Genomic DNA, 13991 nt, shown 5'->3' with positions numbered 1-13991 from the left:
ATGCGTTTCTCGCAGCTCAATGACTGGCTGGAATGGCAGCAGTCGCTGCATTCGCGTGCCATCGATCTTGGACTCGATCGCGTGCGTGCAGTGGCTGCCGAGCTGGATCTGCTAGCGCCTTCTTGCCCGGTTATTACCGTGGCTGGTACCAACGGTAAAGGTTCCAGCGTGGCCTTTCTGGAGGCGATCCTGACGGCGGCGGGGTATCGCGTCGGTTGTTATACCTCGCCCCATCTGTTCCGCTACAACGAGCGCATTCGCGTTGCCGGCCAAGCGGTCGAGGACGAATGCATCGTGCAGGCTTTCGACCGAATCGACCGCGCTCGCGGCGAAACCACCTTAAGCTATTTCGAATTCGGTACGTTGGCGGCCTTTGACGTGTTTACTCAATGCGCCTGCGACGTTTGGATTTTGGAAGTTGGTTTGGGCGGCCGGCTCGATGCGGTCAACATTGTGGATGCCGACGGCGTCATCATAAGCTCAATTGGTTTAGACCATACTGACTGGCTAGGGCCGGACCGCGACAGCATCGGCTTGGAAAAAGTCGGGGTCGCTCGCCGGGGGCGCCCCGTCGTATTCGGTAGGCCCGATATTCCCCAAAGCATCGTCGCCTACACGGCGGCTAACGGTATCCCGTTGTACCGTGTCGAGCAGGATTATCGGTATCGTCAAGTAGAAGCTGGGTACTGGGCTTATCAGGGCCACCTATGGCATTGGGATGCCTTGCCGCCGCCCGCGCTGTCGGGTAATCATCAATACGGCAACGCCGCTGCGGTGTTAGCCGTTTTGGAGCGTTTGCAATCGCTGTTACCGTTACGGCAAGAAGATGCCGTAAGCGGGATTCGACAGGCGAGTTTGCTCGGTAGGTGCCAGCGCGTGCCTGGAAAGGTGGAGTGGGTCTACGATGTTGCCCATAATCGGGAGAGTGTGGCCGAGTTGGCGGCCTTTCTGCGTAGCCACCCTGTTGCAGGGCGTACGTTGGCAGTGTTCGCGCAAATGCAGAGGAAAGAATTGCCAGCGGTGATCGCGCCCCTGGAAGGCTTGGTCGATACCTGGCTGCCGCTCAGTCTGGCGGACCCCGATGCCAGGCCGGCCGATGAAGTTGCCTCGTATCTGCGGCAACGTTTCGGAAGCTCGTGCGTGTCCGCAGCACGCCAGAGCGGCGAGCTATTAAGCGTGATAGAAAATGTCGCCGAGCGGGGCGACAGGGTCGTGGTCTTCGGTTCGTTTCGGACAGTAGAAGAACTACTGCAAGTTAGGAGCGATTAGATGCAGCAGCGGTTGAAGCAACGTCTTATCGGCGCTGCCGTGTTGGTAGCGTTGGCGGTGATTTTTCTGCCTATGCTGCTAACCGGGCCTTCCGATCGGCATACGATGGATGTACCGATCGAAATTCCGCAGCGGCCACAGATGACCGAAGTTCCCGGTATTCCCGAGCCGGCCGACATCGAACAGCTAGCCGAACGGCAGCCTTCGGCACCACCGGTTGAAAGGCCCTCTCAGACTGCGTCCGCGCCGGCGGGGCAGGGCGAGGAAGCGTCCGAGGAACCAGCGGAGCTCGAAGTGGTGGAGGTCGAGCCTCCGGCCGTTGCGGCGGCAGAGGAGACCCAATCGAGCCCTCAAGCGGTCGATTCGGACATGGCCGCCTGGGCCATTCAGGTCGGTAGCTTCGGTCGAGAGTCGAATGCCTTTGGGCTTCGCGACCGTCTTCGCGAAGCCGGCTTTTCGGCTTATGTGGAAGCGCCGGAGGCACAGGGCAGTCGATTTTACCGAGTGCGTGTCGGGCCCGTGGTCGAACGCGACGAGGCGGACGCGCTGAAAACCCGCTTGCAGGAGGAGGAGGGGCTGCCTGGTCTGGTGGTATCCCATCCGTAACGACGATGGCGTGCCCTTAGATACGTCGGCCATAGCCCGGCAGCGGCCGGGCTTGGGAAGGTTCGCAAAAAGCCAAGATAACGCTTTTGTTACGGAGGCGGCTTTGATACTATCTGCGCCCCGGCGGCCGATCCGCTGTTTCGCTTCCACCGCGCACCGATGAATTGGATCGATTACGCTATTCTTGCGGTTATCGGAATCTCTGTGCTCATTAGCTTGATGCGCGGATTTGTCCGAGAGGTGCTGTCCATTATCGTTTGGATCGGTGCCGTATGGCTGGCGGTTCGTTATGCGAACGTGCTCTCGCCATTCCTCTCCGGTTTTATTGACTCGCCCAGTATCCGAATAGGCGCCGCCTTCGTCGGTATTTTCGTTATTACCTTGCTGATCGGCGCGGCATTGAATCACCTCGCCGTAGCGTTGGTTGGAAAAACCGGCCTCACCGGTACCGATCGTGTGGCGGGTATATTCTTCGGAGCCGCCCGCGGTTTGCTGCTCGTTGCGTTTGTCGTCATGTTGCTCGCATTAACGGAAGTGCCCCGCGAGTCGTGGTGGCAGGAGTCGGTGATGATAAGCCATATACAGCCTTGGGTGTGCCGGATCGGCGTTGAGGAATGGCTGGCGGATCTTAAGGTTTATACACCCTTAGTACAGGAGTCGGTGTCGGCCGATGGGACACCGGCGCCTGCATACTGGGGGGAATTCTGCGGTTCGATGTCGGACTAACTAAGTTTCTGTTCGGCAGTGGCCCAGTCTCTTTGGAGGTTATAAAGGCGCTATGTGCGGCATTATCGGAATGGTGGCGAAGGGTCCGGTGAATCAGGCCCTGTACGACGGTTTAACGGTACTTCAGCACCGGGGTCAGGATGCCGCCGGCATTATGACTTACGACAACGGGCACCTCCACTTGCGTAAGGATAATGGTCTGGTCCGGGATGTGTTTCGCACCCGACACATGGTGCAGTTGAAAGGCAATATCGGCATCGGTCACGTCCGTTACCCGACGGCCGGCTGCGCCAGCTCCGCCGAGGCGCAGCCGTTTTACGTTAACTCGCCGTTCGGTATCAGCCTTGCTCATAACGGCAACCTGGTAAACGCCGAGAAGCTCAAGCGCGATCTGTTTCTGGAAGACCTGCGCCACATCAACACCGAATCCGACTCGGAAGTTTTATTAAACGTCTTCGCCCACGAACTCGCCGTGCAGAACAAGCTGCGGATCGACGAAAACGATATCTTCGATGCCGTTGCCGGCGTGCATCGCCGCTGCCGTGGTGCTTACGCCGCCGTTGCCATGATTAACGGTTACGGTGTGGTCGGCTTCCGCGACCCGCACGGTATTCGGCCGGTTTGTTTCGGCGAGCGGGAAACCGAACTGGGTATGGAATACCTCATCGCTTCGGAAAGCGTGGCGTTGGACGTACTAGGTTTCCGGCTGGTGCGGGAGCTGGACCCGGGCGAGGCCATCTACATCGATATGGACGGCAACTTGCACAGCCGCCAATGCGCCGACAATCCGGTCCATGCGCCTTGCATTTTCGAATACGTCTATCTGGCACGGCCGGACTCGATGATCGACGATATCGCCGTTTATAAATCGCGCTTGCGTATGGGGCAGCGGTTAGCGGCCAAAATCGAGCGCGAGTGGGCGGATCATGATATCGACGTTGTCATTCCCATCCCCGATACCAGTCGCACCGTAGCGCTGGAGCTTGCCTCTCGTTTAGGCATTACCTACCGGGAAGGTTTTATTAAAAACCGCTATATCGCTCGTACCTTTATTATGCCGGGGCAGACGCAGCGGAAGAAGTCGGTACGCCAGAAACTGAACCCCATCGAGTTGGAGTTCAAAGGCAAGAACGTCCTCTTAGTCGACGATTCCATCGTCCGCGGTACCACGTCGCAGCAAATCATCCAGATGGCGCGCGACGAAGGAGCCGCCAAAGTTTATTTTGCCTCCGCCGCACCGCCGGTGCGCTACCCTAACGTCTACGGAATCGATATGCCGTCGCCGCAGGAGCTGATTGCACACGGTCGTAGCGATGAGGAAATTTGCCAGGCGATCGGCGCCGATCGCCTGATCTATCAAGACCTCAACGACTTGGTGGCGGCCGTACGGCAAGGCAACAAGTCCCTGCAGCAATTCGACTGCTCTTGTTTTAACGGCGAGTATATTACCGGGGACGTGAGCCCCGAATATTTGGCGGAGATCGAGAAAAAACGCTCCGACGACGCCAAGCAAAAGAAAGAGGCAAACCTTGCAGCGACCATGGAACTCTATAATCATACCTAAAACGTAAAGACACCCATTGGCTGCCGGCGAGAAGAGTTGGCCTGATCGCTCCGAATTGACAAGCCGCAGGGCATTGCATAGTGTCTTTACCTTGTGGGAACGTTGCGCCTCGTCCTCAGACAGATGAGGAGGGATGCGTTTCCATTATGGCGCTGATTTGATTTCAGCTTGCGAGCGCCTAAGAAATGCGGCTAAAGCGAAGAAAACCCGCTTTGGTCGTAGCGGGTTTTTTGTGTGCCTAGCGGCACCTCGGCGCGAGAGGTTGGTAAATGTCCGACTACGATTTCGAAGACTATGGCTTAGCAACGGTGGCGGTACGAGGCGGCCAGGTACGGACTAACGAGCAGGAACAGTCCGAGCCGATCTTCGCCACCTCCAGTTTTACCTTCAACAGCGCTGCCGAGGCAGCCGCCCGCTTCGCGGGCGAGGAAGAAGGTAATATATACTCACGCTTTACCAACCCGACCGTTAGGGTGTTCGAACAGCGTTTGGCGGCGCTGGAAGGCGGCGAGAGTTGTGTGGCGACCAGTTCGGGAATGGCGGCGATTTTGTCGACCTTTCTCGGCTTGTTGCGTAGCGGCGAGCATATCGTGGCCTCTAGCGGAGTGTTCGGCGCAACCGTCTCGCTGTGCAGCAATATCCTGCCCCGATACAATATTCAAACCAGCTTCGTACCCTTGACCGATTACGATGCCTGGGAAGCGGCCATCCGGCCAGAGACGCGGATTCTCTATCTGGAAACGCCGTCCAATCCGTTAACGGAAATCGCCGATGTAGCGCGTATTGCGGAATTGGCGCATGCCCACGGCTGCCTGCTCGTGGTCGACAACTGCTTCTGTAGTCCTGCGCTGCAACGGCCCTTAGCGCTGGGTGCCGACTTGGTGGTGCATTCGGCCACCAAATACCTCGACGGTCAGGGGCGCTGTATAGGCGGCGCGGTCGTTGGCGATAAGGAGCGGGTCGGGAAGGAGATTTTCGGCTTCTTACGGACTGCCGGGCCCAGCATGAGCCCTTTTAACGCGTGGGTATTCGTCAAGGGCTTGGAGACCTTGTCATTGCGCATGAAAGCCCATTGCGCCGGGGCGCAAACTATCGCGCAATGGTTGGTTGAACAGCCTCAGGTCGGCAAAGTCTACTATCCGGGCTTAGCGTCGCATCCGCAGCATGAATTGGCCGGCCGCCAGCAGACAGGCTATGGCGGTATTGTCTCGTTCGAGGTTGTCGGCGGCCGCGAACAGGCTTGGCAGGTGATCGATAACCTGCGTTTGATCTCCATCACCGCTAACCTGGGCGACGCCAAGAGCACCATCACGCATCCTGCTACCACAACCCATGGTCGGATCTCTGCCGAGCAGCGCGCCGCGGGCGGTATCAAAGATAATTTGATTCGGCTTTCGATTGGCCTGGAAGACGCTGCCGATTTGCAGGCGGATTTGGCCGCCGGCTTAGCGGCTATCAGCGGCACGCGGTGAGCCTCTCGGTTTCCCCCGATGTGCTGCTAGATCTCTACCGAGCCGCTGTGGCGGCTGTGGGTGGGCGCGAAAGCGTTCGCGCCGTACTGCGCGCTGACGAGTCGAACGAGCCGGTCAGCGTGATCGCTATCGGTAAGGCCGCGAGCGCGATGTTAGCGGGCGCGCAGGATGCTTTAGGCCCGCGTTTGCGGCAGGCTTTGCTCATTACAAAGCACAAGCATGCCGATAAGCACTCGCAGCGCGACGCCCGGGTAACAGTGATCGAGGCAGGCCACCCCTGGCCGGACCAAACGAGCCTGGTTGCCGGCCAGCGCTTGTTGGCGTTTCTGCGCGGCTTGTCGCGGCCGCCTTTGTTTCTCCTCTCCGGTGGCGCTTCCAGTCTAGTGGAAGTGCCCGTGTCCGGGGTTGGGTTAGCGCAATTGCGGGCGCTCAATACCTACCTATTAAGCAGCGGATTCGATATTCGGTCGATCAATCGCGTCCGCCAGGCAGTGTCGCAGATAAAGGGCGGCCGACTAACCCATTTCCTGCCGCCGGGGCGTACGCAGGCTTTGTTGATTTCCGATGTGCCGGGCGACGATCCTGCTATCATCGGTTCCGGTCTGTTGGCAGCGCCGCTTCAAGGCGCTATGCCGTCGTTACCGCCCGAACTGGCTGCCGTTTGCGCGCATCCCGCCGCTCCGGCCGATCCGGAACGTCTTGCGGCGGTGGATTTACGGCTGGTTGCGACCAACGCTTATGCATTAGATGCCATAGAGGCCCGCGCGGCACGGTTGGGGCTTCCGGTGCGTCGCCATCGTCGCTTTGTCGCGGATGAAGCGGTAGCCGGTGCGCGTATAATAGCCAACCAACTGCTTGCCGAGCCCGGCTACGTTCATTTATGGGGCGGCGAGCCTGTCGTTCGGCTGCCGGCCGAACCGGGGCGGGGAGGGCGCATGCAAAGCCTCGCCTTAAGTGCGGCGCAGTATCTGCATGGGCACGCACAAGCCTATTTGCTCGCTGCGGGCACGGACGGTACCGACGGCCCGGGCGATGCGGCAGGGGCGCTGGTCGATAACGGTACCTGGGAGCGGGCGACAACAGCCGGTATGATGCCTGCCGAGGCCTTGCGGCGGGCCGATGCCGGAACCGCGTTAGCGGCAAGCGGCGACCTAATCCGTACCGGCCCGACGGGAACTAATGTGATGGACCTGATGATCGGTTATTGCGCATGAGCGAGCTTTATACCCTCTTACGGGCGGCGATCGATGCCGATGAGACTGCTCGGAAAATCCAATTAACGCGCGATCTCGTCAAAGCCTGGCGAGATGGCAATTTAAGTCGCTGGGATGACGCGCCGGTTGCCCCCATCGGCACTCCCGGACGCCCGCTGCGGCCGACGTTGGTGGCGCCGCGCGAGTTGGTGCAACGTAAGCTGACCACCGAAGAAGGGCGAGCGGCGCTGGTTCATGCTATCGCCCATATCGAGTTTAATGCGATTAACCTGGCCCTGGACGCTGCCTATCGGTTTCGTGACCTACCGGATAGTTATTACGCCGATTGGTTGCGTGTGGCGGTGGAGGAGGCGAGCCACTTCGAAATGCTTAACCGTCGGTTGGGCGAGTTGGGGTACACCTACGGCGACTTCCCGGCACACAATGGCTTATGGGAAATGGCCGAGGAAACGGCGCACGATCATATGGTGCGAATGGCGCTTGTGCCGAGGGTGCTAGAGGCCCGGGGGCTGGATGTGACGCCCGGCATGCTGGAGCGCTTGCAAAGGGTCGGGGACGATAAGACCGTAGCCATCTTGGAAATTATTCTGGAAGAAGAAGTTGCGCACGTGGCGATCGGTTCGTACTGGTTCAAGTATGCCTGCGAAAAGCGAGGGCTGGTGCCGGAGCCGACCTTCCGCGAATTGCTCGATCGCTATATGCGGGGGCGACTTAAAGGCCCGTTCAACTACTCGGCGCGTCAAGCGGCCGGCTTTAGCGAAGAAGAGCTAAAGGCTTTGGAGCAGTTCGGTTAGTGCCTGACTTAAGTCTCTCATGTGCTCGCCGACGCGGCGAGAATGCACCGGACTTTTGCACGTTACTTTAAATTTTGCGGGAGAAGAAAAATGCCGTCGTTCGACGTTGTTTCCGAGCTTGATATGCATGAAGTCACCAACGCGGTGGATCAGGCGCAGCGGGAAGTCGCTAATCGCTTTGATTTCAAAGGCGTTACGGCTGATTTCGAGCTCAAGGATAACGTGGTGACTTTGGTCAGCGAGTCGGAGTTTCAGCTCCAGCAGATGCTCGATATTTTGTACGGAAAACTGACCCGGCGCGGCATCGACATCAACTGCGTAGAACTGGGCAAAGTGGAGCAGGCCGGCAAAGAAGCGCGACAAGCGGTCACGCTGCGGCAAGGGATCGACAGCGACCTGGCGCGCAAGATCGTTAAGTTTATCAAAGACCAGAAGATGAAGGTGCAACCGGCTATTCAGGGCGAAAAAGTGCGGGTGACCGGCAAGAAGCGGGACGATCTGCAGAAGGCTATCGCCGTCTTACGCGACGCCGATTTCGACATGCCGCTACAGTTCGATAACTTCCGCGACTGAGCTTTCGGTCATTGCGATAACGCTGGCCGGATGCGGCTAGGCTTACCCTGGTGGGAGCCCAAAGCAAGGGGCCCCGCCAGCGCAAGCCTAAGCGTGAAGGGGTACTTAAGTCACAGCCCAGTGGCGATAGCGCCGTTATACTCGCCCTTGGTTTGTCCATGGAAAGGCCGGATTGTGAAGACGTTTCAGCCCCGTCAAGTCGAATCGGATGCGCCGTGGCGGTGGGCGCGCGAAGCTGTGGCACTCATGCAGCGGCGTCCTGTTGCCTACGCTTTAGCGACCGCCGCCATGGCGGTTGTCTGTCTGGCGCTGATTCAAACCGAACAGGTGCTTGTGCGCCTGCTTGCCGTCTTGTTCGTACCGCCCTTATTCCTCGGTAGCTTTGTCCGTTTAGCGCGGGCGGCCGATCAAACGAATGCTTTTTCTCTGACCGACTGTCTGCCGCGCAACCTGGAAGCGGCGCGGACGGCGGTGTTGACTGCGGTCGGTTACAGTATTGTTTTGCCCCCTGCTGTTAGTGGTTGCCAGTGCACAGTACGCCGACGATGGCGGTACTCTATTGGGTCAGATGCAGTGGGAGGCGGCAGCCGGACAGACAGCGGCGAGTTTGGGCGTATCGCTTTCGTTCCTCGTTTATAGCGCGCTGTTGGGCGCCTCCTTAGTGGCGTTTGCCGGAATCCTGTTGGGCCTGGGGGCCTGGTTCACATTGCCCTTGGCCTCGCTTGGCGGAATGCCGCTGGTTGCGGCGAGTCTATTGAGCTTTCAGGCGTGTCGTTTGAACGCGCGGAGCTTGAGGTTTACCAGCTTCTTTTTACTGCTAGCCGTGCTATTTGCGGTGCTGTTGAGCTTCGGTTTGGCGTCTTTGCTGTTAGCGCCCTTCTTCGGTGCGGTCCTGTACGTTTCTTACCGCGATGTGTTCCTCGGCCAAGCGCAGAATTCGCCGGTACTAGCCGTCGCTTCAGCGCCGCTTGCGTCTGCTTCTGCCCGTTAATCCTCGTTATGCCGCGCTTGGCGGTGTCAGCTAAGCGTGCGATAGTGAATAGTAAATATCACTGGGCTAGGGAAGTAGACGTGAGCGAATCATCATCTCGCTTCGAGGACGCAATTGCGCGCTTGGATGCAGTTCATGCACAAGACCCTCGACACGAAAACGTAGATGGCGAACCCGTGCCGGCCGAGTTGCTCTACGCACAACGTATGAGCGACTGGCTTGAGCGCCTGTTGCCGGATGCGTCCGAGGCGCTTCGTTTAGCGGTCAGGAGTCAGCATCTGCGGCGTTGGCGTATACCGCGTGCGGATTATCCGCTCGGTCGAGCCGGTTACCATGCCTGGCGGCGCCAGCTGATGCGGCAGCAGGCCGATGAAGCCGCCGCTATCCTGCGCGAGGCGGGCTACGACGACGAGCTCTGCGAGCGAGTCGCGAGTTTAGTGCGGAAAGAAAACTTGCGCCGCGATGCGGAAACGCAAGCCCTGGAGGATGCCGCCTGTCTCGTCTTCCTACAGCATTACTTTGCCGATTTCGCTGCCGACCACTCGGAAGAGAAGCTCGTTGGTATCGTCCGCAAAACCTGGAATAAAATGTCGGACCAAGCCAAAGCGTTGGCAGGCGAGTTGTCGCTGTCGCCTGGCGAGCAAGCGATTGTGGAGCAAGCATTGGCTGAGGAGTAATCCGTGGAACGTATCCTCGAACCCGAGTTGATGGATGACGACGCCCAGGCGCGCGCCTATGCGGAGGCCGATTTCGAGGCGGCCAATAGCAGCTTTGTCGAACATTTCGACGCGCGTTTTGGCGCTTCGGAGCCGAGCGGCTACATCTTGGATCTAGGTTGCGGCCCCGGCGATATCGCATTGCGCTTGGCGCGCCGTTATCCGCAGTGCCTGGTGCATGGGCTCGATGGCGCGGCCGCCATGCTGCGTTTTGCCGAGCAGGCGTTAGTCCGGGAACCCGAGTTGCAGGGCCGGGTCGAGTTTTTCCAAGGCTTGTTGCCAGGGGCACGGTTGCCGCAAGGCAATTATCAGGCCATCGTCAGTAATAGCTTGTTACACCATCTGCATCGGCCGCAGATATTGTGGCAGGCCGTGCAGGCCTATGGGCGGGCCGGCACTCGGGTTATGGTCATGGATTTGTTGCGGCCGGCCTCGCAAGAGCAGGCGCGCGGTATCGTCGACCAGTATAGCGGGGATGAGCCCGCTGTCTTGAAACGGGACTTCTTTAACTCCCTGCTGGCAGCTTTTACGCTAGAAGAGGTGCGGGATCAATTGGCCGAAGCGGGGATCGAAGGGTTCGATGTCCAGCGTATTAGCGACCGGCATATGCTGGTGAGCGGCATTCTGCCTTGAAGTCCACCCACCGGCATACATAAAGCGTACGTCGCCGTTTACCGATGGCGTAACTCGAAGCAGTGATGAATCTTCGGGTTGCGTGCGAAATCCGGTGGAATGGTCGCCCGGCTGATCGTGCTGACCGCATATTCATGTTCGACTTCCGGTGCAAGCTTGAAGTTGCGGAAGTTATTAGAAAAAATCAGCAATCCCTGTGGTGCCAGTAAACGCATGACTTGGTGTAGCAGGCGGGGGTGATCCCGCTGGACGTCGAAGCTATGCTGCATCCGTTTGGAATTGGAGAAGGTCGGCGGATCCAAAAAATCAGGTCGAAACGGCGTCGCGGCCAGGCTTCGCTCATCTCTTCCAGCCAGCGCAGACAATCCGCCTGCACGAGCTCATGGCGTCGGTCTTTAAAGCCGTTAAGCGCCAAATTCCGGCCAGCCCACTCTAGATAGGTCTTCGACATGTCGACCGTTGTGGTGCTAATGGCGCCGCCAACCGCCGCGTGAACCGTCGCCGTACCGGTATAGGCGAATAGGTTGAGAAAGTGTTTGCCTTTCGCCTCGTGACGAATGCGCTCGCGGACCAGGCGGTGGTCGAGGAATAGACCGGTGTCGAGGTAATCGCTGAGATTTACCAAAAACCGGCATGGGCCTTCTTTGACCTCGTGATAGCGGCCTTCGCGGCTGACTTTTTGATATTGCGCCGATCCCTGTTGCCGCTGCCGCACCTTAAAGAAGATATTGTCGGAGGGAATCTCTAAAACTTCCGGCAAGGCCCGCAGGGCTTCTCGCAACCGTTTGGCGGCGCGCTCCGGAGCAATACTTTTCGGTGCCTGGTATTCCTGAACATGTACCCAAGTGTCTTTGCCGCGATAAACATCGACGGCAAGCGCATATTCCGGCAGATCGGCATCGTAAAGACGATAGCAGTCGACCCCGTTTTGGCGTCGCCAACGGTCGAGGCGTTTGCGGTTTTGCGCAGCCGGTTGGCAAAATCGGTCGCGCCGTCGGGTCCGGCTTGTTCGCGTGTCGCTTCCCGCTCGGCAATAGGATATAGGCTGAGGCGACACTCTAAGGGGCCGTTGTAGAGCGTATAGGTTTTCTCTGCCCGCAAGCCGATTTGATGAATGAGGTCGCGGTTACCGGTGAAAATGGCTGCCCGCCAGCCGGGAAGATAACGTTTGGCAAGCGCGCCGAGTTGATTGTAGAGCGGGATCAAACGGCTGGTTTCGCCGATCCGCTCGCCATAAGGAGGGTTGGCGACCAGTAAGCCGGCACGTTTACCGATGGGGCGCAGCTCATCCAAGCTGCGCCTTTCGATATGCACTTTCCCCTGCAGGCCGGCGCGTGCGACGTTTCCCAGGGCCGCTTGAACCGCATGCAGATCTTTGTCGAAGCCTGCGATCGGGGGGATGCGCTGCAAGCCTTGTTCTTCCCGCTCAATGGCTTCGTCGATCAGCGCTTTCCACGCTGCCTCGTCATGGCCTCGCCAGCGAAGAAAGCCATAGTAGGTACGGTTTAGGCCGGGCGCTATGTCTCCGGCAATGAGGGCGGCCTCGATCGGTAAAGTGCCGGAGCCGCAGAGTGGGTCGATCAAGGCGCCGCCATTGGCGGCGATGGCCGGCCACCCGGCCCGAAGTAGTAGCGCGGCAGCCAGCGTTTCCTTAAGCGGGGCGGCGGCGCCTTGCTCCCGATAGCCGCGCCGGTGCAGGCTCTCTCCCGAGAGATCGAGACTTACCTGGGCTTCGTCCCGATACAGATATACGTTAATGCGCACATCCGGTTCTTGCAGCGAGACGGAAGGACGTTGGCCGCCACAGTCGCGAAACTGATCGACAATCGCGTCCTTAACCTTGAGTGCACCAAAGTGGCTGTGGGTGATTTGCGAACGTTGAGCGACGAAATCCACAGCCAGACTGCCTTCCGCGGCCAAATGTAGGCTCCAGTCGATCTCGCGTATTCCCTGGTACAAGGCGTCCGGCGTTTCAGCGGGGAAGCGACTAAGCGGGAGCAGGATGCGATTGGCGAGGCGCGACCATAGGCAGGCCCGGTAGGCAGTGCCGAGCGGGCCTTGGAAACTCGCACCTCCCCGGCCCGGCCGAACGTCTTTCGCGCCGATTTTTCCAGTTCGTCGGCCAGAAGCGGCTCCAGGCCTTTCGCAGCGGTAGCAAAGAAATGCATTGAGGCGGTCATTGAGCATCCTGATCAAGGGTGGAAGGAACAACTAAAGCCCTGCTCCTTTTACCCCAGTATGTCCTGAGAGGGGACGAATAGTGGTTTGGCGGCGCCGTTTTGTTGCAACTGCGCCATGGCCTGCACTCTGTTACCAAGATCGACAGCTCCTTTATCGCGAGTCGCCGATCTTGGCGCGATCGACGGTATTACCACATGAGGTCGTCCGGTACCGGGTAATCCGCGTATGGGTCGTCGTCCGCTTCCGACGGTGGCGGATTGCGGTGCAGGAAGAGGCTCTCATCGGCTTTCCGCAAACGCTCCGCTACCTCCGGTGCCACCAAATAGTAGGTGCCCTTAAAGCAGGTGATAGCGAGCTTGCCGGCTACCAATTGCTTATGTTGGTTCGCCGATAGATAAAGCCGTTTGATTCGCTTGCCGTGCGTGAAGTTATAGCTGACTTCGCCCGGTTCGCGAGCGACTTGATTGCTCTCGATCAACTCCTTGAGCTGAGCTTTGCGGGCCTGGGCCTGCCGTTCCTGCTCGCGCTTAAGATTCAGTTGTCGATCGCGCGCTATCTTTTCTGCCTGCCGCTTCGCCGCAAGCTTACGGGTGCGTTCGGCTTCCGTCATTTGCTGCGCTGCTTGCGGCTGTTTCTTCTTCGCCTGCTTGCGGTGCTTTCTTTTATCGGCTTCGGCCTTCTGGACCTGATCTTTGCTTACAAGCCCTTGCTTGAGCAATTGATCGCGTAAGGAGTTGCTCATCCGCTACGTCCTCGGAACGGGTGGGGCCGGTCCAGCGGTCCCCGTGAATGGTATGCCGTGCTAGGGAGAGAGCTTACCCCTTGAGGCAGCCGGTTTCTCGCTAACAGCGACGTGATCCTACTATGTTACGTTAAAATCCCCGCCGGAGGCAGTCTTGCTGGTCTATCCAGCAGGCCCAACTTTCTCATGCTATGACGGCATGACGAGGCGCCATCAATGGAGACTGCGATGCTTGGCCTCATGGCAGTAGGTGTATTGATTGCGTTCGTGTATGTGCAGGTGCGGTTGCCCGTGCATGCAGCGACACGAGCGCAAGCGACCGCCACCCGGCTACTGTTGGCGGCAACGGGTGTCGGTTTGGGGTTGATTGGAGCCTGGATGTATCAGGGAGTAGGCGGCATCGTCCCCTGGCTGGCTTTCTTGGTCGGCTTTGGCGTGGCACATGTACCGGCTGCGTTTATCTTGTTCATTAAACGCGAGCGCGGCGAGTACCGTTAATGCTCCCTCCAT

Annotated in this window: 17 protein-coding genes; 13 read left to right on the top strand and 4 right to left on the bottom strand. The window is 58.8% G+C overall.

Going from position 1 to position 13991, the window contains the following annotated elements; all coding sequences use genetic code 11:
- The 12 genes from folC (at position 1) to CAI21_RS02555 (ending at position 10558) form a co-directional block, all read left to right on the top strand.
- On the top strand, positions 1–1269 hold the full coding sequence (folC, locus tag CAI21_RS02610) for a bifunctional tetrahydrofolate synthase/dihydrofolate synthase (protein WP_116300861.1): 1269 nt from the start codon (positions 1–3) through the stop codon (positions 1267–1269).
- The gene (locus CAI21_RS02605; protein WP_116300860.1) at positions 1270–1875 is read left to right on the top strand and encodes an SPOR domain-containing protein; all 606 of its coding nucleotides are present in this window, start codon (positions 1270–1272) and stop codon (positions 1873–1875) included.
- A gap of 159 nt (positions 1876–2034) precedes the next feature.
- Positions 2035–2601 (top strand): CvpA family protein, encoded by a 567-nt coding sequence (locus CAI21_RS02600; RefSeq protein WP_116300859.1) that lies wholly within the window; start codon positions 2035–2037, stop codon positions 2599–2601.
- A gap of 52 nt (positions 2602–2653) precedes the next feature.
- Positions 2654–4165, top strand: a complete 1512-nt coding sequence (gene purF, locus CAI21_RS02595; RefSeq protein WP_116300858.1) for an amidophosphoribosyltransferase — start codon at positions 2654–2656, stop codon at positions 4163–4165.
- A gap of 269 nt (positions 4166–4434) precedes the next feature.
- On the top strand, positions 4435–5637 hold the full coding sequence (locus CAI21_RS02590; protein WP_116300857.1) for an O-succinylhomoserine sulfhydrylase: 1203 nt from the start codon (positions 4435–4437) through the stop codon (positions 5635–5637).
- Positions 5634–6851 (top strand): glycerate kinase type-2 family protein, encoded by a 1218-nt coding sequence (locus CAI21_RS02585; RefSeq protein ID WP_116300856.1) that lies wholly within the window; start codon positions 5634–5636, stop codon positions 6849–6851. The genes CAI21_RS02590 and CAI21_RS02585 overlap by 4 nt, the downstream gene beginning before the upstream one ends.
- Positions 6848–7645, top strand: a complete 798-nt coding sequence (locus CAI21_RS02580) for a ferritin-like domain-containing protein (RefSeq protein ID WP_116300855.1) — start codon at positions 6848–6850, stop codon at positions 7643–7645. Before CAI21_RS02585 ends, CAI21_RS02580 begins: the two co-directional genes overlap by 4 nt.
- A gap of 90 nt (positions 7646–7735) precedes the next feature.
- The gene (locus tag CAI21_RS02575) at positions 7736–8218 is read left to right on the top strand and encodes a YajQ family cyclic di-GMP-binding protein (protein WP_116300854.1); all 483 of its coding nucleotides are present in this window, start codon (positions 7736–7738) and stop codon (positions 8216–8218) included.
- Positions 8219–8392: 174 nt separating this feature from the next.
- The gene (locus tag CAI21_RS02570; protein WP_116300853.1) at positions 8393–8857 is read left to right on the top strand and encodes a hypothetical protein; all 465 of its coding nucleotides are present in this window, start codon (positions 8393–8395) and stop codon (positions 8855–8857) included.
- Entirely contained in the window at positions 8778–9209 is a 432-nt protein-coding gene (locus tag CAI21_RS02565; protein ID WP_147305021.1) for a hypothetical protein, read from the top strand. Before CAI21_RS02570 ends, CAI21_RS02565 begins: the two co-directional genes overlap by 80 nt.
- Positions 9210–9289: 80 nt before the next feature.
- The gene (locus CAI21_RS02560) at positions 9290–9886 is read left to right on the top strand and encodes a DUF4202 domain-containing protein (protein ID WP_220347733.1); all 597 of its coding nucleotides are present in this window, start codon (positions 9290–9292) and stop codon (positions 9884–9886) included.
- 30 nt (positions 9887–9916) lie between these two features.
- Entirely contained in the window at positions 9917–10558 is a 642-nt protein-coding gene (locus tag CAI21_RS02555; protein ID WP_116301034.1) for a class I SAM-dependent methyltransferase, read from the top strand.
- A 38-nt stretch (positions 10559–10596) separates the two neighbouring features.
- Here the strand turns inward: CAI21_RS02555 and CAI21_RS25475 are convergent, their stop codons facing one another.
- The 4 genes from CAI21_RS25475 to CAI21_RS02545 form a co-directional block, all read right to left on the bottom strand.
- Positions 10597–10749, bottom strand: coding sequence for a hypothetical protein (locus CAI21_RS25475; RefSeq protein ID WP_309544633.1), 153 nt, complete (start codon positions 10747–10749; stop codon positions 10597–10599).
- Positions 10743–11318 (bottom strand): class I SAM-dependent methyltransferase, encoded by a 576-nt coding sequence (locus tag CAI21_RS25470; RefSeq protein WP_309544632.1) that lies wholly within the window; start codon positions 11316–11318, stop codon positions 10743–10745. Before CAI21_RS25470 ends, CAI21_RS25475 begins: the two co-directional genes overlap by 7 nt.
- A complete protein-coding gene (locus CAI21_RS02550) occupies positions 11303–12769 on the bottom strand; it encodes a THUMP domain-containing protein (RefSeq protein WP_309544631.1) in 1467 nt (488 codons plus the stop codon). The genes CAI21_RS25470 and CAI21_RS02550 overlap by 16 nt, the downstream gene beginning before the upstream one ends.
- Before the next feature lie 157 nt (positions 12770–12926).
- A complete protein-coding gene (locus tag CAI21_RS02545; RefSeq protein WP_116300850.1) occupies positions 12927–13481 on the bottom strand; it encodes a DUF2058 domain-containing protein in 555 nt (184 codons plus the stop codon).
- A gap of 216 nt (positions 13482–13697) precedes the next feature.
- On the opposite strand from CAI21_RS02545, the gene CAI21_RS02540 reads away from it, so the two are divergent.
- Positions 13698–13979: a hypothetical protein gene (locus tag CAI21_RS02540; protein WP_116300849.1), complete on the top strand. Its 282-nt coding sequence runs from the start codon at positions 13698–13700 to the stop codon at positions 13977–13979.
- The last annotated feature ends 12 nt before the right edge of the window (positions 13980–13991 follow it).

It is taken from the genome of Alkalilimnicola ehrlichii (assembly GCF_003399765.1).
Classification (GTDB): domain Bacteria; phylum Pseudomonadota; class Gammaproteobacteria; order Nitrococcales; family AK92; genus AK92.
Note: the sequence above shows the minus strand (reverse complement) of the source record. Positions and strands in the feature narration are given on the sequence as shown.